This window comes from Bacillus sp. hwrm1, from assembly GCF_040207805.1.
Lineage (GTDB): Bacteria > Bacillota > Bacilli > Bacillales > Bacillaceae > Bacillus > Bacillus velezensis.
The window spans coordinates 3,855,301-3,874,730 of record NZ_CP157943.1; the positions used below are offsets into that span (position 1 = coordinate 3,855,301).

At 48.5% G+C, this 19,430-nt stretch carries 18 protein-coding genes; 3 read left to right on the top strand and 15 right to left on the bottom strand.

The window, feature by feature from the left end:
• Nucleotides 1–203: 203 nt before the first annotated feature.
• From ABK447_RS19305 to ABK447_RS19335, 7 genes are all read right to left on the bottom strand, one after another.
• Complete coding sequence (locus tag ABK447_RS19305) at nt 204–1,406, bottom strand: MFS transporter (protein ID WP_025284192.1); 1,203 nt, start codon at nt 1,404–1,406, stop codon at nt 204–206.
• Between the two features lie 115 nt (nt 1,407–1,521).
• The gene (locus ABK447_RS19310) at nt 1,522–2,610 is read right to left on the bottom strand and encodes a toxic anion resistance protein (protein ID WP_060675281.1); all 1,089 of its coding nucleotides are present in this window, start codon (nt 2,608–2,610) and stop codon (nt 1,522–1,524) included.
• A gap of 6 nt (nt 2,611–2,616) precedes the next feature.
• Nucleotides 2,617–4,239, bottom strand: a complete 1,623-nt coding sequence (locus tag ABK447_RS19315) for a YceG family protein (RefSeq protein WP_094031477.1) — start codon at nt 4,237–4,239, stop codon at nt 2,617–2,619.
• A gap of 72 nt (nt 4,240–4,311) precedes the next feature.
• The gene (locus ABK447_RS19320; protein ID WP_003156644.1) at nt 4,312–5,085 is read right to left on the bottom strand and encodes a TerC family protein; all 774 of its coding nucleotides are present in this window, start codon (nt 5,083–5,085) and stop codon (nt 4,312–4,314) included.
• A 38-nt stretch (nt 5,086–5,123) separates the two neighbouring features.
• A complete protein-coding gene (locus ABK447_RS19325) occupies nt 5,124–5,702 on the bottom strand; it encodes a TerD family protein (protein WP_003156645.1) in 579 nt (192 codons plus the stop codon).
• Nucleotides 5,703–5,734: 32 nt separating this feature from the next.
• Nucleotides 5,735–6,316, bottom strand: a complete 582-nt coding sequence (locus ABK447_RS19330; protein WP_094031476.1) for a TerD family protein — start codon at nt 6,314–6,316, stop codon at nt 5,735–5,737.
• A gap of 23 nt (nt 6,317–6,339) precedes the next feature.
• Nucleotides 6,340–6,936, bottom strand: coding sequence for a TerD family protein (locus ABK447_RS19335; RefSeq protein WP_011996286.1), 597 nt, complete (start codon nt 6,934–6,936; stop codon nt 6,340–6,342).
• 275 nt (nt 6,937–7,211) lie between these two features.
• On the opposite strand from ABK447_RS19335, the gene ABK447_RS19340 reads away from it, so the two are divergent.
• Nucleotides 7,212–8,207 (top strand): LLM class flavin-dependent oxidoreductase, encoded by a 996-nt coding sequence (locus ABK447_RS19340; protein WP_007409045.1) that lies wholly within the window; start codon nt 7,212–7,214, stop codon nt 8,205–8,207.
• A gap of 44 nt (nt 8,208–8,251) precedes the next feature.
• On the opposite strand, the gene ABK447_RS19345 is transcribed toward ABK447_RS19340, so the two are convergent.
• The 6 genes from ABK447_RS19345 to ABK447_RS19370 all read right to left on the bottom strand — a co-directional run bounded on the left by ABK447_RS19345 (nt 8,252) and on the right by ABK447_RS19370 (nt 14,723).
• Entirely contained in the window at nt 8,252–9,091 is an 840-nt protein-coding gene (locus ABK447_RS19345) for a metal ABC transporter permease (RefSeq protein WP_007409044.1), read from the bottom strand.
• Nucleotides 9,049–9,744: a metal ABC transporter ATP-binding protein gene (locus tag ABK447_RS19350; protein ID WP_003156655.1), complete on the bottom strand. Its 696-nt coding sequence runs from the start codon at nt 9,742–9,744 to the stop codon at nt 9,049–9,051. The genes ABK447_RS19345 and ABK447_RS19350 overlap by 43 nt, the downstream gene beginning before the upstream one ends.
• A gap of 54 nt (nt 9,745–9,798) precedes the next feature.
• Nucleotides 9,799–10,758 (bottom strand): metal ABC transporter substrate-binding protein, encoded by a 960-nt coding sequence (locus tag ABK447_RS19355; RefSeq protein ID WP_015239100.1) that lies wholly within the window; start codon nt 10,756–10,758, stop codon nt 9,799–9,801.
• 185 nt (nt 10,759–10,943) lie between these two features.
• Nucleotides 10,944–12,623 carry an alpha-glucosidase gene (locus ABK447_RS19360; protein ID WP_094031475.1) on the bottom strand — a complete coding sequence of 560 codons (1,680 nt, stop codon included), beginning with the start codon at nt 12,621–12,623 and terminating at the stop codon, nt 10,944–10,946.
• A gap of 83 nt (nt 12,624–12,706) precedes the next feature.
• The gene (locus ABK447_RS19365) at nt 12,707–13,486 is read right to left on the bottom strand and encodes a glucose 1-dehydrogenase (protein WP_039252868.1); all 780 of its coding nucleotides are present in this window, start codon (nt 13,484–13,486) and stop codon (nt 12,707–12,709) included.
• A gap of 115 nt (nt 13,487–13,601) precedes the next feature.
• Nucleotides 13,602–14,723 carry a Rap family tetratricopeptide repeat protein gene (locus ABK447_RS19370; RefSeq protein ID WP_094031474.1) on the bottom strand — a complete coding sequence of 374 codons (1,122 nt, stop codon included), beginning with the start codon at nt 14,721–14,723 and terminating at the stop codon, nt 13,602–13,604.
• 109 nt (nt 14,724–14,832) lie between these two features.
• Between ABK447_RS19370 and ABK447_RS19375 the strand changes: the two genes are divergently transcribed.
• Nucleotides 14,833–15,336, top strand: coding sequence for a M15 family metallopeptidase (locus ABK447_RS19375; protein ID WP_011996280.1), 504 nt, complete (start codon nt 14,833–14,835; stop codon nt 15,334–15,336).
• On the opposite strand, the gene ABK447_RS19380 is transcribed toward ABK447_RS19375, so the two are convergent.
• Together ABK447_RS19380 and ABK447_RS19385 are read right to left on the bottom strand one after the other, a co-directional pair.
• Nucleotides 15,333–16,691 carry a YcdB/YcdC domain-containing protein gene (locus ABK447_RS19380; RefSeq protein WP_043021503.1) on the bottom strand — a complete coding sequence of 453 codons (1,359 nt, stop codon included), beginning with the start codon at nt 16,689–16,691 and terminating at the stop codon, nt 15,333–15,335. The genes ABK447_RS19375 and ABK447_RS19380 overlap by 4 nt on opposite strands.
• Nucleotides 16,692–16,891: 200 nt before the next feature.
• Nucleotides 16,892–18,292, bottom strand: a complete 1,401-nt coding sequence (locus ABK447_RS19385; RefSeq protein ID WP_094031473.1) for a YcdB/YcdC domain-containing protein — start codon at nt 18,290–18,292, stop codon at nt 16,892–16,894.
• A gap of 126 nt (nt 18,293–18,418) precedes the next feature.
• On the opposite strand from ABK447_RS19385, the gene ABK447_RS19390 reads away from it, so the two are divergent.
• Entirely contained in the window at nt 18,419–19,414 is a 996-nt protein-coding gene (locus ABK447_RS19390) for a DUF5105 domain-containing protein (protein WP_094031472.1), read from the top strand.
• The last annotated feature ends 16 nt before the right edge of the window (nt 19,415–19,430 follow it).

The window sequence follows — 19,430 nt, forward strand, 5'->3', positions numbered from 1 at the left end:
AACCGGGCTTTTATCAGGCTTGAGAACGTTTCCATCGAATGTGCTGCAAACTGATTTCCTATCCTTTTTTTACAAAAACAAGAATTTTTTCGCGACATTGTCCTGAAAAAAGAAGTTTTCCCCTCCTAAAAATAAGGAATATTAAGGAAAAATATAGGTCTGTCAACAGACCGCTCACTAAAAAAAGCACCCCAAAAGGGTGCTCATTGCGCAAGCTCTGTCTGTTTCGTTTCTTTTCCGAGAATAATAATGGTGATGACGGCAATCAGGATGGCCGCACAAAAGACGGCGAAAATCACTGTAAACGAAACGTTCCGGGCTGCAAGCGATCCGACGAGAAGCGGACCGAAAATGCCGCCGATTCTGCCGACGGCCGCCGTTGTGCCGGAACCGGTCGCACGGATCGCCGCAGGATACTGCTCCGGTGTATAGGCGTAAAGCACGCCCCATGCGCCGAGATTGAAGAAGGACAGCAGCATGCCCGCTGTGAGCAGCATGGCCAATGAATCCGCGGCACCGAAGAAATAAGCGCTGCCCGCCGTTCCGAGCAAATAGATGACTAAGATGGTCTTCCGCCCCGCTTTTTCGATCAGCCACGCCGCAGAGAAATATCCGGGAAGCTGGGCAAGTGTCATCAGAAGGACGTATTCGAAGCTCTCAATCATGCTGTAGCCTTTCATCAGCATCACGCTCGGCAGCCATAAAAACATGCCGTAATATGAAAAGACGACGCAGAACCAAACGACAGACAGCAGCACCGTCGGCCGGATATACGGTTTCGTCCAGACACTTCCCGCCTGCCCGCGTATGCTTTTTTTCTGCGGCAATGCCTGATGCGCCGGTGATTCCGGAAGGCTTCTCCGCAAGTACAGCGCATAAAATGCGGCCAGCGCCGTTAAGAGCAGCGCGGCCTGCCAGCCGAATGACGGTATGACAAAGTAGGAAATCACCGCCGCAAGAAGCCAGCCCGCGGCCCAAAAGCTCTCAAGCAGCACGATGATCCGTCCCCGCTTTTCGGGAGCGGACGCTTCTGACACGAGCGTTGAGGCGACAGGCAGTTCCCCGCCAAGCCCCATTCCGATCAGAAAACGCAATATGAGAAAAACCGTCAATCCCGTTGCGAAAGCGGATATGCCGCTTCCGACAGAAAAGAATAACAGCGTGATCATAAACACTTTTTTCCGGCCGATCCTGTCGGCCAGCATTCCGAATACAAAGGCACCCGCTGCCATACCGATGGAATTGACGCTTCCGATCCATTTCATTTGATCGGGTGTTAAATTCCAATCAGTGTGAAGCGCGGCGATAATAAACGATAAAATTCCGACATCCATCGCATCAAACAGCCAGCCCATTCCGGCAATCGCCAGAAGTTTTCGCGGAGTGACGGCAGGTTGTTTGTTCATAAGCAGCACCTCAAATCGAAAATGATTACCGTATAAGTTTACACCTGTCTTTACACATTGTCATTATCTTTTTTCGCAAAAAAATCCCGCTTGCCGTAAGCAAGCGGGGTGTGTATTAATTCTTTAAGACTGCGTTTTTAATATTATCCTGAAGCTGTTGAATCCGTTTCGCTCCGTCTTCTCTGATACGTCTGTTCTCTTCCTCGATCTGTTTCGTTTCCTGCATACCGCTGACAATCGTATTCCAAGACGTTTCAATCGTCTCAATGTCAATGCTCGGACGGCCTGCCATACGGGCAATTTCCACGCTTTGGTTTGAGATATTTTCAGCGTTTCGCTTCAGCATTTCATTCGTGCGGCGGTCCAGCTCGCTCATTGAATCAGCCACAAGCTTTTGCCGTTTGACTGTGACAGCCTGAATGATGCCGTTTTTGAAAATCGGAATCGTAATGACGAAAGCGGAATTGATTTTCCCGATGAGCTTCGTATTTCCGCGCTGAAGGAGGCGGATCTGCGGCGCCGTTTGCAGCGCCACCATCCGCGCCATATCTAAATCATAGACACGTTCCTCAAGCGCCTGAAGCCCGTCACGCAGCGTATCAAGCTGCATTTGCGCAAGCTGGTTTCCGCCGGCCGCTTTTTCTTCATAAGAAGGAATGAGCGCCTGCATTTCCTCAAGCTTCATCTGCCCGGCAACGACATACTTTTCAAGCTCCATGTAGTAGTTAATGTTGTTTTCATACATCTCTTCCAGCGTATGGTTCGTCTTTGCCATTTCATCTTTGTATTTTGAAATTTCGACGTGGATTTTTTCAATTTCTCCGCCCAGGGTGCGGTACTTTTGAAAAATCTTTTCAATCATGCTGTTGCCGCGTTTGAACATTTTAGCGAGAAATCCTTTTGGTTCATCGAAATCATTTTTGTCAAAACGGTCCATGATTTTTCCGAGCTGCGTCAGCATTGTGCCTGAATCCGTGACACTTGTTGTTTTCATCATATTTAAGATGCGGTCGGAGAACTTCGAGATTTCAACTGCCGGTTCTTTTCCGTACTCAAGCAGCTCCATTTGGTTTTTCACGTCAATCTGCTGCGAAATGCGCTGCACCTCAGGGTCGTGGCGCAGCTGCACCCTGATGTCATCTGCTTTTTGTTCAGAAATCTCTTCATTTTTATCAAGAACAAGCGGATTTTGATTTTCTGTCATGACTATTTACTCTCCCTGCTTTTGCGTAATGGTTCTAAACAGCTTTCTTACGAGTGACGGCTCCTTATATTCCTGCCGAAACACCATGTCCTCCAGCCAATGGACATCAAATTGGCTTTCTTCAATATAATGCTCAATGTCCTGATGGCCCGGCGGATTATACAAGATGATATCGACGCCGAATTTATTTAAAAACAACAGAGCGGCGGCGTCAGAACGTGTAAGTTCGCCATTTTGTTCCGTATGATATAAAACGAGTTTCGGAACGGTTTGGGCGTAATCAAACGTCTGAATCAATTGCAGCAGCGAAGCGGGCAGGTTCGTCGCCTGGCGGAACAAATAGATTGCGGCATCCCTTGCCTGCTCCCCGGGCAAAGCCTTCAGCCCTGGGTTTCTGCACATGTCAGAAATCACATTGGCGATGGCGTTCTGCACGCCTGACGGGAGATGCTTGTACTGCCAGATGTTGCTTCTTTTCAGCCTGTCCGCGTCAATCGCTCCTTCTTCGTTCAAAACCTGACTGTAGTGATACTGGTAGTTGGCTTTCAGCTCTTCCGTAAACGGAAAACTGCGGATCATGTGTGTCTCCTGATAGTCTGCGGCGGTATGGAGTCTGTTCCAATATTCTTTCATATCTTTGGAAACCCCCATCACTTTCGCAAAAAGGTTCGGAACGGCCACCCGCTCCCTGTCCGCTTTAAATTGCGGCCGGATAAACGCCCGCTCCTTCGCAATGAGAAATAACTCATCATACGTCGTTTTTAATGTCACGGACTGCGGGGTATGATCCCTGAACTGCCAAGGCTTATACATCATAGATTCCTCATGGTTCAGCACATGCTCAATTTCTTTCGTTGACCGGTAGGCCGTCGTGGACGTTCTGTCCGGCTTTTCTTTCGGGAATGGCTCAAGGCCGCCTGTTGCGGGGAGCTTTATCACAAAGCTGAGTTCCTCATCCGGATCAATCAAGCTGAACGGATCTTCCGCAGCCGGATGAAACAATAGGACGTCACAGCCGATCAGCATGAGATAATAGAGAAAATAGAGCTGGCTTTTGGTAGCGTCTCCATACCACACCACCTTCGGCATCTCACGCTCTATATCGGCTTGTTCGAGCCATGGATTCAGGTGGTTCAGCGAAAACTTTGACACATCCAAGAGCACACGCCGGAAATCGGGATGATTCAGCCCGTTTTCATGCCGGTCCGCAAAGGTTTCCAAAAGCGTCATAAACGCGGTTCTCAGCCGGCGGTGCATAAGCGGATCAGCGTGTTTGGCAAGCAGCCTGCCCCCATCGAGAAACGCGACAAATCTGGAAACCGAAAGCCCTTTCTCTTTTTGATTGACCGAATGGATGTGCTGGAGCGCCTGAAACGTTTCAGGCGCGATGGTCTTATCCAGCGTCTCGCTTAACACATGGATGTTTTCATGAGAAGACAGCTCGAAAAGCTTATTGTAATACTCCGTCTCATCATAAGGAGTGCCCAAAATCCGGACGGCAAGCCGGGTAAACGCCAGCCCGTTTTCCCGCTCGTAACCGGGACGTTCCGGCAGCGGCCGCATCAGAAACGTTTCCCAGTCATCGTTTTCCGGCTCGGCCTTTCGGATCACCAATTCTTCCTGCCTCATCATTTTCCTCCTTTCTCTTCATGATGATCGGTACAAAAAAGGAAGGAAATGAACTCTCCCTCCTTTTTTGTTTTATTCTTCTTTAGATGCAGCCGTTTGCTCCTGAACCTGCTTTTGTTTGTTGAAATAGTGGATAATAAACGTTACCACAAACGCAGCGATGATGATTCCGAAGAACACCACGTGCGGCATTTCATAATCAAAGGCGCTCGCCGCCATTTTCACGGCGATAATCCCGATCAGCACAAAAGCCGTATTTTCAAGCTCAGGGATTTTATCAATTAAAACAAGAAATACTTTTGCGACTGTACGCATCATGAGAATGCCAAGCATACCGCCGATCAAGAGCACCCACACTTTTTCCGATACCGCAAACGCGGCCAGAATGCTGTCAACAGAGAAGGCCAAATCCATTAACTCAACTGAAACGACAGTGGCCCAGAAAATTCCGAACGTACGGACCATCCAAGAATTTTTCTTCATGCCTTCCGTATCGTCATCACCTTCTCCGATCCAGAAATGCTTAATGACGAGCCAAGCCAGGTACAGCGCGCCAAGCACTTTGATCCACCAGAACTTAATGAGCAGCATTCCGATCCCGATAAAGATAAAACGGAAAATATATGCCCCGAACAATCCGTATGTTAATGCTTTCTTCCGCTGTTTTTCAGGCAGATGCCTTACCATCACCGCAAGCACTAACGCATTGTCGGCCGACAGCAGCCCTTCCAGCAGAACCAAGGAACCGATCAGCCCCCATGATACAGGGTCAGTCAGCACCTCACCCCACATTTTCCAATCAAAAAAGGAAGCGTAGGTCGACATAATATGATGTAGAAAATCCAAGTTTTTTCCTCCTATTTAGTAAAACGGTAATTTCCTGCTTACACCTGCAAGCCGTAATTCCGGCAAAGTGATGCCAGACCGCCGGAAAACCCGCTGCCGATGGCGTTAAACTTCCACTCAGCCCCATGGCGGTAAAGCTCACAAACGACAACCGCCGTTTCAATCGAGAAGTCTTCTCCTAAATCGAAACGAAGCAGTTCATTCTGGCTGTTTTCATCGACGACACGCACGAACGCGTTCGAAACTTGTCCGAAATTTTGGCCGCGCGCTTCCGCATCATGAATCGTGACGGTGATGCCGATCTTTTCAATATTTGCGGGTATTTTTGAGAAGTCGACGATAATTTGTTCATCGTCTCCCTCGCCCTCGCCCGTCCGGTTGTCTCCCGTATGGATGACGCCCCCGCTTGGGTGTTCCAGGTTATTGTAGAAAACAAAATCAAGATCATTTACACAGTTGTCATGGGCATCGACAAGAAAAGCCGACGCGTCAAGGTCAAAGTCATGCCCTCCGGAGTACTTGTTCGTATCCCAGCCTAAACCGATCACCGCTTTTGTAAGGCCGGGGTTCGTTTTTGTCAGATCAACACGCTGTCCTTTCGCCAATTGAATAGCCATGTGCCGTCTCTCCCTTCTGTGTTTGATATGGTTCAGCCGATTTGCAGGCCGTAATCTGTCGCAATACGGGCCAGTCCGCCTTGGTAGCCTGAGCCGATCGCGGAAAATTTCCAATCGCCGTTATGTCTGTAAAGCTCCCCTGCGATAATGGCTGTTTCAATTGAGAAATCTTCAGCCAGATCATAGCGGATCAGCTCTTCATTTGTTTCTTCATTGACAATGCGCACGAACGCGTTGGAAACTTGTCCGAAGTTTTGGCCGCGCGCTTCCGCTTCATGAATCGTGATGACGAATGAAATTTTGTCAATAGCCGCGGGCACCGCGCTCAGGTTGACTCTTACGCTTTCGTCATCGCCTTCGCCCTGGCCTGTCAGGTTGTCGCCTGAATGTGCGACAGAGCCGTTTCCGCCTTCAAGCTGATTATAGAAAATGAAATCATCAGGCGACGCGCATTTTCCTGCTTCATTTAATAGAAAGACGCTGGAATCTAAATCAAAATCATGTCCGCCGTCGTATTTGTTTGTATCCCAGCCAAGGCCGACAACGACTTTAGAAAGACCCGGATTTGTTTTAGTCAAATCTACTTTTTGTCCTTTTGCCAATGAAATTGCCATGTGTGCACTCTCCTTTTTTTCGTTTAGGCGTATCGGTTAACGATATCGCCGATTTTCGTATCGTTTGTGCCTTCACCTATCGCAGCGAATTTCCACTCGCCGTCCTCGCGGTAGATTTCAGCCGCGATCAGGCTCGTTCTGCCTGAATAGTTATCTCTTAAATTGTAAGTCACCAGTTCTTCGCGGTTAGCCTGATCAACGACGCGGATGAACGCGTTTTGAATCATGCCGAAGTCCTGTTTTCGTCTGACGCAGTCGTAAATATTGACGACAAACACAAGTTTATTAATCTGAGCGGGGACTTTCGCCAAATCGATGAGAATTTGTTCATCATCGCCGTCGCCTTCTCCCGTCAGGTTGTCACCCGTGTGTACGACACCGCCGCATCGGCTTTTCAGATTACCGAAATAGATGACGTTTTTACTGTCTGTCATTTTATCATTTTCAAGCATCAGTACGGAAGCGTCACAGTCGATATTGGCACCGCCTCCGCCGAACAGCTTTCCGAAAAAGCCCCCGGATGATACAGGGTCCCAGCCGAGTCCGACCAGCAGTTTTGACAGACCGGCTTTTCCTTTTGTTAAATCAATCCGCTGTCCTTTTTGTAAAGAGATCGCCATATGATTCACTCCTATTCTGTAAGGGTGCCGCTAAGCACGCCGCAAGTGCGCATTTTTACTAAATTCCGGGACAAGAATCCCGGTGTTTATTAAGATATACGTCTTTTATTATATCAAAGTTTCATAAAACATAAGAATTTTTGGCGAAAAACGGCGAAAAATTACTTCCTATATTCTCCTTCGTTCCGGAGAGAATAGAGAAAACAAAGAAATTGACGGGGACTGAACATTTTTCCTATCCTTGTATCAATACATGTCAGGAAAGGGGCAGACGAGTGATTGATTTAAGCATACTTGATCAGGCGCCCGTATCCAAAGGAAACGGGCCGCACGAGACGCTCCGCCGTTCAGCGGAGCTCGCCCGCCTCAGTGAAGGATGGGGCTATAAGCGGTACTGGTTTGCCGAGCATCACGGCACAAGAGGGCTCGCAAGCGTTTCGCCGGAAATTATGATCGCTCATACCGCCGCAGCCACAACGTCCATCCGTGTCGGATCAGGCGGCGTGCTGCTGCCGCAGTACAGCCCTTATAAAGTCGCGGAAACTTTCCGTCAGCTTGAGGCGCTGCATCCGAACCGGATTGACCTCGGGGTCGGACGCTCACCGGGCGGTACGACGAAAATCCGGCTCGCCCTCACAGACGGGGTAAAGAAAAGCATGACCGAGTTCAACAGGCAGCTTCAGGATTTATCATCCTTTCTGACAGATTCGGTTCCCTCGGACCATGCTTATGCAGGAATAAAAACAGCGCCTTTGATTGAAACAGCCCCGCAGCTTTGGGTGCTCGGCCTCGGGGAAAACAGCGCCAGACGCGCCGCTCTTCAAGGTGCGGGCTATGTCTTCGGCCATTTCATTAATCCGGAACGCGGGGAAAAAGCTTTTCAGATCTATCGGGACCATTTCCGGGCCTCCGCCCATTTTTCCGCTCCCGCCTCGCTCTGTGCCATTTTCGTCATATGCGCGGCTACGGATGAGAAAGCGGAAGAACTCGCGTTAAGCCAGGATTTATGGCTTCTTCGTGTCGGAAAAGGCGCCGACAGCCGCGTGCCGAGTGTGGAGGAAGCGAAGGCTTATCCGTATTCGCCGGAGGACCGTAAACAGATAGAAGAAAACAGGAAGCGGATGGTGATCGGCTCTCCTGCCGCAGTGAAACGCCGTCTGCTTGAACTTTCCGAGCGGTATCAGACAAAAGAGATGATGGTGCTGTGCAACGTCTTTGATTTCGAAGCAAAAAAAGAGTCATATGAGCGTCTTGCTGATATATTTCTGTAAAAAAAAGCCGTCAAACGGAGCAGCAGATGAGCCTGCTGCACCGCTTAACGGCGGTTTTTTCGTTCTTTTCCTTTTTTAAACGCATTCCAAATCCCCTGCAGCGTAAACCCGAGCAGAAGCAGAATGATTAACAGTAAAGTGATTGACGGCCCCGGAGGCGTTCCGAGCTGGTACGAAGACGTCAGCCCCATGAACACACTGAAAAGAGAAATAATAATGGCTGCCGCAAACACCCATTTAAACCCTTTGGCGATACGGATTGCAAAAGCCGCGGGCAGTACGAGGAGCGCGGAAACGAGCAGCACGCCGATAATCGGAATAATGACCGAAATCGCCAGCCCCGTCACGATGCTGAATGACATTGACAGCAGGTTTGTGTTAATGCCTGATGTCTTTGCCGTCGCCTCGTCAAAGGTAAGCAGATAGAGCGGTCTGTTTAATATAATGAAATAAAGCAGGATCAGCAGGGTAATTCCGCCGATAATATAGACCTGCTGCTGGCTGACCGTCACAAGCGATCCAAATAAATATTGATCGATGCTCATCGACGCGCCGCCTTTTGACAGGCTGATCAGAAACATCGCAAACGACAGCCCGGCCGCCATTAAGATTGCGATAGATACCTCGGAATATGTACGGTACGCCCGCCGCATATATTCAATGCCGATCGCTCCGATCGTGACGACAACGATGCTCGCCGCCGTAATATTGGTACTGAGAAAAAAACCGATGGCCACGCCCGACAATGAAATATGAGACAGCGTATCCGCCATCAGCGCCTGTCTTCTCAGCACGAGATATACGCCTAATATCGGCGCCATAATTCCGATCATGCTTCCCGCTAGAAAAGCTCGTCGCATGAATTCCAAGTCAAACATTTCCATCCGCCTTTTTCCCCCCTCTCAAGCCGTATGACTTTATCCAGATACTGCTGTACTTCGTTTTGTTCGTGTGTCACCATGACGACGGTGCGGTTGTGATTTTTCACCTGATGGTGCATAAATTCGTAGAAACCCTGTCTGCTTTCGTAATCAACCGCGGTTGTCGGCTCATCAAGCATTAGCAGATCCGGATTGCTCGCAAGCATTCTCGCAATGCAGATTTTCTGCTTCTGTCCGCCGGATAAATCGCCGATTTTCCGGTGGCGGAAATCCCACATTTCCACCATCTTCAGCGCGTTTTCCACCTCGTGGTGATCCGTTTCGTTCAATCGTTTAAACCATTTTCCCTTCGTATAACGGCCTGATTGCACAAGCTCCAGAACCGTGCTTGGGAATCCTGCGTTAAATGAAGAAATCTGCTGCGGAACATAGCCGATTGTCAGGCGTTTTCCGGCTGCGTTTTTTTTACTGATCTCGGCCGTTCCTTCCCAAGGTCTGAGCATGCCGAGCATGACTTTCATCAGCGTCGATTTTGACGCGCCGTTCGGTCCTGTAATGCCGACGAATTCGCCGCTTTTGATTTCCAGCGACACGCCGTCAAGCACGGGTGTATGCGAATAACCAAAAACGATATCCTGTAATGTAACGAGATTCATGCTGACCTTCCTTTCCCGCATAGAAATAGTGTGCACCCCGCGGCGCACACTATGTTATTTAACCAATAGCGAATCTTTCAGTGCATCAAGGTTTTTCTCCATAATGTCGATATAACCGATGCCTTTATCCCGTTCTTTTTGGCTTAAACCTTCCAGTGTATTGAGCACTTCCGTTTTCGCGCCGATTTCACCGGCAAGCGTATCTGCAACTTTAGGCGATGCAACTTCTTCAAAGTAGATGATCTTCACATCATGCTGTTTGGCAAACGTTTTGAGATCCGCCAGTTTGGCCGCACTCGGCTCTTCTTCAGGAGAAAGGCCTGCAATCGCGACTTGTTTTAAGCCGTATTCTTTGGCGAGATAGCTGAATGCCGCGTGCTGTGTGATCAATTCTTTTTTCGCCGCTTTATTTAATGTTGTACGGTATAGTTTATCAAGATCCTGCAGTTTTGCAATATATTCTTTACTATTTTTCTCATAGTATTCTTTATTCTTCGGGTCCTGTTTTACGATCTGCGCCGTAATGGTTTTGACCTCTTTTTGCGCAAGAACCGGGCTGAGCCAGACGTGAGGGTCCATGCTGTGGCTGTGGTCATGACCGCCGTGTCCATGTTCCTCTTCCTCTTCATCCGAACCTTCGAGTAAGTCAATTCCTTTCGACGCCTTTACAAACTTCGCATGATCAGAGCCCATGCTTTTTTCCGCTGAAGGAACCCATGTCTCCATATATTCGCTGTTGTATACGAAAAGATCGGCGTTTTGAATGCCGGCGATATCCTTCGGCGTCGGCTCCCAATCATGGGGTTCGACCGAAGACGGGATGAGAATGTCTACATCGCCTTTGTCTTTGACAATTTGTTTCGTGAATTCGTACATAGGATAAAAGGTCGTCACGACGTGCAGTTTGCCGCTTTTTGAAGAACCTGACGAACCTTTTGAAGATGAATTGCCGCAGCCCGCCGCGATTAAAAAGCATGCCGCAATGACAATGATTCCGCTCCATTTTTTAAACAAGCCGTTTCCCCCTGTTCTGTAAATCAGAATGATGACGATTTCCAAAGCGTACTTTCTCGTTCATTTGTTACCTATACCATAATAAAACGAAGTAATTACGTTTTGCAAGATATTTTTTTCTAAATTGATATCCAATTTACCTAAAAAGCCCCCGCCATGTATGGACGGGGGCGTCCTATCACATATCAGACAAGCAGATAAACTCTTGTTTCGTACGGGCGGAATGTGATGCGGGATTCCGTGCCGCCGTCATTATCATAGTTGCTGAGAAGCAGCTCGGCCCTTTCAGGTTCGGAACCGTCCGGCCAATAAAAAGCGGCTTCTTCTTTCGATACGTTGCTGATGGACATGAGTTTTTGTCCGTTTGCCTGTCTTTCATACACGAACAGCTGCGGGTCATCAGGAAGCAGCAGCGTGTAGCTGCCTTTTATGATATCAGCATACTGTTTTCGCAGGCGGATCAGTTTTTTGTAAAAGTTCAATATAGAATCGGGATCATCCTGAGCCTCGGCCGCATTGACGGTTTTGTAATTGGGATTGACCGTGAGCCACGGTTCGCCCTCCGTAAATCCGGCATTCTTGCTGCCGTCCCACTGCATCGGTGTACGGGCATGGTCCCGGCTTTTCGCCATAATGGACGCCATGACTTCTTCCCTGTTGCGGCCCATTTCAAATACCCTTTTATGATACATATTGACGGTCTGAATATCTTGATAATCCTCTATTCTGTCAAACGGAGCGTTTGTCATGCCGATTTCTTCCCCCTGGTAAATGTACGGCGTGCCTTTCATGAAATAAAGCAGGGCGGCAAGCATTTTGGCGGATGCTTTGCGGTATGTGCCTTCGTCTCCGAAACGGGATACGATCCGGGGCTGGTCATGATTGCACCAATACAGCGTATTCCAGCCTCGATGTTCCAGTTTTTCCTGCCAGTCTGTGAGCACTTTTTTCAAATCGGACAGCTCAAGCGGTTTTACATCCCAATGCTCTTGGCCCGGCTTTTGATCAAGCTCCATATGCTGAAAATGAAAAATCATATTCAGCTCATGCTCATCGGTTCCCGTGTAGACCAGCCCTTCTTCAGGCGTCACTGATCCGGCCTCGCCGACCGACATCACGTTATATTTGGAAAATACCTCTTTCGTCATTTCTTTTAAGTAATCATGTATCCGTGCCCCGTTTGGCCGAAAAGGCTTCGGATCGGCCCGGCGGGCGATATAATCTTCATATGGCGGCAAGTATTCTTTTTTTGACAGAAGATGGAGCTGGTCTATACGCAATCCGTCCACGCCTTTATCGAGCCAAAATCTCATCATCTCGTATACTGATTGCCGAACCTCGGGATTTTCCCAATTCAGATCGGCTTGTTTGACGGCGTTCATATGCAGGTAATATTCGCCCGTATGTTCTTCGTACTGCCAGACGGATTGTCCGTAATCCGACACCCAATCGGTCGGCGGGCCGTCCGCGGTGCCCGGCCGCCAAATATAATAATCGCGGTATTTGCTGTCCGGATTCATTTCCGCCTCTTTGAACCAAGGATGCTCCGTGGAGGTATGATTTAAGACGAAATCCATCACAAGCTTTAATCCGCGGCTGCGGCATTCTGTAAGCAGATCGTGAAAGTCCTCCATCGTTCCGTAAGATTCCATAATCGCTTGATGATCCGTCACATCGTAGCCGTTATCGACGTTTGGCGACGGGTAAATCGGGCAGATCCATATCACATCAGCGCCAAGTTCTTTTATATAATCGAGACGCGCGATAATCCCCCGCAGGTCGCCTATACCGTCGCCGTTCGTATCTTGAAAGCTTCGCGGATAGATTTGATAGACAACGGCGTCTTTCCACCAGTCATTCGCCATCTTGCGGCCCCTCCTGTTTTTTAGAGAACCATTTCCTTTATAATCCTTCCCTAAACAAAAAAGAGAAGGTTTCCCCTCCTCTTTTAACTTTCCAGCTGAGACGGATAAAGCGTCATGCCTCCGTCGACGAAAAGTGTTGTTCCGGTCACGTAACTCGCTTCTTCCGACACCATCCATGCGGCGGCCGCGGCGACTTCTTCCGGTTTTCCGAAGGCGTTCATCGGAATTTTTTTCAGCTGGGCCTGTTTATGTGTTTCATCTTCCAGATCCTTATTGGACTCCGTGGCGATCGTGCCGGGAGCGATGGCATTCACCCGGATGCCTTTGTCTGCGTAATTGAGCGCCATCGTTTCCGTCATCATTTTGATCCCGCCTTTGGATGCCGAGTACTGCACGTTTTCAGGACGCGGTATTTGCTGATGAACGCTCGATATGTTTAAGACCGTTCCTTTTTTGCCGCGCTCGAGCATATGTTTCAGTGCCGCTTTCGCCCCCAAAAAGGTGCCGGTCACGTTGACGTCGATGACCCTTTGCCAATCCTCCAGGCTCATTTCATGGGGCATCGCTTCGGCCCCGTTAAAGCCGGAATTGTTGACCATCACGTCCACACCCCCGAAATGCTCCTGGGCGGCATCAAACAGCGCCTGAATCCCTTCTTCTGAGGATACATCGGCTTTTACGGTGACGGCTCTGCCTCCCGCTTTCTCAATGATGTCCGCCGCTTCTTCCGCTCCGGCGGAATCACCGAGGTAGTTCACAACCACATTCATCCGCTCCTTGCCGAAGCGTTCGGCAATGGCTTTTCCGATTCCTTTCGAAGAACCTGTTACGATTGCTGTTTTCCCCTGTAAATCCTGATACATTGTCTCTTTTCCTCCCTGATGTTAATACAGAGCATGTACCCGGTTTTAATCGGCTGAAAACAAAAGAGATCATAAAAAGAACGATGAAGCCGAAGCTCCCTCGTTCTTTTTTTCATTATGCGTAGTTGTTCATTTGCAGCCTTTTTTGCACGCCGACAAGCCTGCTGAAAAAATAAGATGCCGCTTTGTAGTTCTCCCGTTTATGAAAGAAATGAGCCGCGTCCTGAAGCAGTTCCTCTGTGTCAGCCAACAGCTCTTTTGATTCCAGAATGTCAAAATACTCTTTGAGCGAATCCTGTCCGCCTTCCCCCTGATAAAGCTCTTTAATCAGACGGAATTTCGTCATATAGATCTCATCTTCCCACTCCGCCGCGCTTCTCATGCCCCGCACGCAGCTGGCGGCGGCTTCACTGTATTTTTCCGTTTTAAAGTAGATATGCGTGAGTGAAAAAACAGCCTGGATGACCTGCCGGAAGCTGTGTGCTTCAAATCCGGCAGCCGCCCGTTCAAAATCCTCCGCCGCCTTGCAAAAGTCACCCAGACTGTACATACAGTGCCCGATATTATAATAGGCCGCAGCAATCATATATTGATCATCAAGCCGCTCCGCGTGTTCCAAGGCGCATTCGAGGTATTCCAGCGCTTTTTTATGCTGCTGGGCGTCCATCAGATTTCCGGCAATGATAAATTTGCACTGCACCCTTCTCATTCCGTATAATTCATATTTCTTGTAAATATCAAGCGCCTGCCCCGCGTAATTCATCGAAAAGAAAGTCTGCTTGATATGATAGTACACCTCAGAAATTTTATACAGAAACTCGGCTTTCTCTATGTCATCTTCCACATATTCAAGCTTTTCCTCAGCCCGCTTATAATGAGAAATCGCTGAGATGAAGTTTTTCTGCTTAAATTCATACATTCCCCTGAAATAGTAAAAATAATATTCCAGTAAGCCGGTCAGCTTTTGCTGGTTCATCTCAATCTCAGTGAGCATTTCAGAGAACGGAGGCTGGCAGTCGCCGTCTTTCATGGGTTTTAATTTATCCAGCATGATGCGGTGCCGAAATTCCATCAATGAAAAATACAACAATAAATCCTGGTTCTCTTCCATATCTTCGAGTTCATATTGAATCTCCCGCTTCAGCGCTTCAGCTTGATCGGCTTCAAACGCGCGGATCAGCTTATACCATTCATTCATCTTTACGGCCACTTCTTCAGATGGAATCTTGGATTTCATAGATTTGCCTCCTTCCTCCGGCTACTAATTATGTTATATTTTATCATAGCAAATTTATGGCAGTGAGCAAACAAAGATTTTAATCAATTAAAGAAAGAGAGAATTCACCATGAAACGACCAGTCAGAATTGCACTGCTTTTGATCCTCTTCTTTTCCGCAGACCTATGTTTTTCCTATGTGCAGAAAGAATTGAGGCCGCAGACGGCATTACAAGACAGAGCCATTCCAAGCGCTCTTCATCCGCTCGTGAAACAGAATGCGGAGCTATTGCAGACGGCCGCTCTGAAAAAAGGCATCACCGTCGTTATCACAGAGGGTTTCAGATCAATTGAGGAACAAAACGAATTGTACCGTCAAGGACGTTCAAAAAAAGGAAATATCGTCACCTACGCAAAAGGCGGGGAATCTTACCACAATTACGGCCTTGCGATCGACTTCGCCCTGCAAAAAAAGGATGGAAGCCTGATTTGGGATATGACGTACGACGGAAACCGAAACGGCACGCCCGATTGGCTTGAGGTCGTATCGATTGCCAAAACGCTCGGTTTTGATTGGGGAGGCGATTGGAGAGGCTTTAAAGATTATCCTCATTTACAAATGATCCCTGGCTAATAAAACCTTTTCTTTTTTCGCTTTTGCGCATCAATGTACGGAGGATAGACAGGCCTGTACACAAGCTTATATCCTTCATTGCCGGACGGCGTAAAATCGCGCTGCCACTCCAGCCGCAGATGGAAATCGGATAAAAAAGCGGCCTTTGCTTCTTCGGGAGTAACGGCCGGCACCGGATTGATCTTCTCCAGCTGCTCCGGGTCAATGTCAGGCGCCATGTAAGCTTCCACAAGCCCCGTTACGGGACTGACAAGTATTCTCGCAGCGCCGAACCGCAGCGGAATATCCTGATGCCATATGGAAAAATGGAAGCGGAACCTGCCCCTTCCGTCCGTTTTCAGCGGGTTCATTTTAAAAAACTCGTCCGCTCTCGGATAAAGCTTGTATAAAAATTGAAGCGCGACGGCCTCACACTCTTCCGCAGAATAAAAGGCCGGGCCCTGATGCTCAATAAAGGATTTAAAGGCTGTCATTTTCCCTGTCTTTTTGTCCGTTTTCATCTTCATTGTATTTTTGTTGCTGCTTTCAAAATAGCTTTCGATACTCAAATCTTTCCGTTCCGGAACCGACCCTTTCCGCCATGTCGTTCCGATCTCATCCCCGAGATCGCGCCGGCGCGTCTGAACCATATCCGAGGTAAACCCCATTAATTCATCCAGGCTGATTTCCCGTTTATGTTCAAACGCGGGAAGCGGTTTTGCCGGCTCATTCCTGTCTTCGCAAAGCTGCTGATCCGGCACGATATCATCTTCACCGGCCGGATAGCTGTAAGCCGGCAGAATCGGTTCATAGACGAGACGCGGTATTTTCTCAAAATTGACCACATCATAGACGAGACAGAATGTCAGCACACTCATGTAATGCGAGACGACTTTTTCCCGATCGACGAATGTTTCCGGGACGGGCGCTTCACCCTTATCCCCGTAATAGATAAACTGCACGACGAAGCCGCTCCTGCTTACATCAACGAAAAAACCTGAATCGGGAAGCGGCCGGCCGAGCACTTTTTTTGTATAGATAAATCGGATGCACCCATTGCGTTCTTCCCTCGCCTGAAAGATGAAATTCATAAAAGTAAGCGGGCGGTGTCTCGCCGCAAACCGAAGAGCCGTCAGCTTTAATTCGGCGTCTGACAGCTGCATGTCTGAACTCGGACAGTCGTTGCGTGAATAGGTAAGCAAAGATCCGTCGTCGCCCAGCTCAATCGTGACCGTTTTATCCGGCTGGTTACGATCTTTCCATATATAATAGGCTTTCGTTTTTTGTTTTTCATCATAATCTTCTATTTCAAGCTCATAGTCCGGCGGTATGTTCCCGATTTCCAGCGCTTTTTTTCTCAGATGTTCTTTCAGCAATGGGGTCATCCTTTCAGAAGAGTGTATAAAAAAGAACTGTTTTTTATTATATAAAAACGTCCTTATCCTTTTAAAGGGAAGAAAGTGCCTTTTATGTGTCTATTTTTAGCAAAGAGGGAAAAGAGCCGTATTCAGAGCGGCTCTTTTTCATACAAATGTCACATTCCCCGCGAAAGCCCCGGGACGAACGCCCATGACCTTCAGCCTATTAAACTCGTGATCGCTTCCCCTGTATGAGCCTCAATAAACAGCGGGAAAACCGGCTTGTATACGAGCCTGTACACTTTTCCGCAGCTGTCGTCATCGTAACAACGATCCCAAGCGAGCTCGGCTTTGATGGCCCGGCGGATCGCGTCTTTCGCCTCTTCCATTGTCAATGAAGGAACGGGATCGATTTCCTGGAGCTCTTTCGGATCAATTTCCGGCGGCATATAAAAAGTGACAAGACCCGTCTTTTTGCTGACACAGATTCTCCCCTCTCCGAATCGCAAATCAACGCCGCCCGAACAAGCCTTATATGTAAGTCCCACGTTTTCTCCTTCATCATCCGGCTCATCATATTGAACCCGGAAATACTGATCCGCTTCCGGAAACATGGCGAATAAAAAGCGGATGGCCATGTGATGGCATTCTTCCTCGGAAAACACCGGTTCGCCTTCAACCTTTATAAATGACATCGCCCCGGTGAGCCGGCCCGATTCTTTATCATGCATTGTTTTCAATACGTGTTCATTCCGTTCTTTAAACAGACTTTCAAAGCTTTTATCTTCCCGTGCGGATTTTGTTTTTTCAGGACGCCAGGCAATGCCGATACGGCCCTCTCCAAGGTCGCTTTCCCTCTCTTTATAAAAACCGTCGTGCAGCCCGATCATGTCATTGATGCTCATCTTTTCCGCTTCAGGTGCAGGGCGCGAAATCGGGACATACGGCCGCGTGTCGTCTTCCAGCTCTTCATATTCGTCTAATTCTGCATTCTCTTCCTTCAGGTCGGCCGATATCGGCCGCGTCGGAGACACGATTTCATAGACGAGATGGGGCTTGTCATCCCCCTGCACATAGACGGACTGATGCAGGACGGTGAACAACAGCTCTGCTTCAATATGTTTGACAAAGTGAGCCAATGCTTCCCGCTTGTCCGCAATTGTCTCCGGTCTTAACAGATCATCGGCCTTCCCATGGTAAGAAAAGCCGGTTACTTCCCCTGTCACAGCCAGGTCGATGTAAAACCCGGTCAGCGGAAGCAGCAGACCGTCAGCCATCTGAACATAGGAATATCTCACATCGCCATCATTGGCGGAGCCGCTGTTTTCCAATTCGAACTCAGCCAATGCCCCAGGACGATGGGTTTCTAAAAACGCCCGCATCCGTTTTTTTATGTCCGATTCCGAAAGAGCCGGCAGATCAGTCTGGAAAGCCGCACGGGATAAGTATTTCAGTTTTCCGTCCCGGTCTAATTCGACCATGATGCCGGCTTCCGGATCATTCTTATCTTCCCACCAAAACAGAACCTCATCTTCCCGGTATTCTTCCACATTACTCTCGTAGCGGGCAGGTACGTTTCCGATTCGGAGAGCCAGCTGTTTCAATTCTTCTTTATTCATCATAACACTTCCTTTTCTTCCAAAAAGATTGATGATTACCAAGACTCTTTTATACAAAACTAGTATAATTAACCTGTCCGTCTTCATGACTATCGAATTAATCATTAACAACAGGGGGTAAACCAGATGTCCATCAAAAAAATGAGCGCCGTGTTTTTCATTATGCTTCTCACGGCATTTACCGCCGCGTGCAGCAGCGAAACGAGCGGCGGCCAGGAAAGCAGCACGGCGAAAGTGAAAATAAAAGAGACGGCATGGGCCGCTTCAGACGATACTGAACATCCGGCCGCGCTGAAAGTAACGGTCACCGTCAAAAATACGGGCAAAGACCCGCTTACCGTCAAAAGCAGCGACTTCTCGCTTTATCAGGATGACGCGAAAACAGCCAAGGCCGATAAGGAAGACTTGATGCAGAGCGGCACGCTTCATGCGGGTAAGACAGTGACGGGCAATCTGTACTTCACGGCTGACGAAGGCAAATCCTATGAATTGGTATATCAGCCGCAGGCAAAAGACGCGAAGCCTTTATCTTATAAACTGAAAGTCAAAGGCACAGCCTCCAACGCAAAACCTGACCCGGCGGACGCATTATCCGCATACATTGATGTGATGCTGTACGGCAAGCACAATAAAGATTTCACCCGCCTGACTGGTGTAAATGAAAAAATGACGGCCGCCGCATATCAGGAATCGGCGAAAGCCAGCTTTATCGCTTCTGCAGGCATTTCACAAGAACAGGCGGATTCAAAAGCCATTTCCGCTATTATTGACACCATGTCATCAGCGCTTCGGGATAACACAGAGCTCAAGGTGCATACCAAATCCATGTCAGGCAAAAAAGCCGTCCTTGAAGCAAAAGTGACGCCGCTTGATATGTCTCCGCTTGCGGGCCAGCTGCAAGACCGCGTGCAAGACTATGCCGGAAAGCACCCTGATGCTGATGAAAACGAAATTGTCAGCCACCTGCTTTCTGTCTATCCGGAAGAGTTTATGCGCCTGAAACCGGCTTCTTCTTCTGTTACAAGAGAAATTGAGATGAAGAAAAACGCCCGCGGCCAGTGGTATCTGGATACAGACGCCGATCTGGAAGGATTGACAGAAGCGTTTTTGAAAACGTCCTGACAACAAGAAAGGAAAT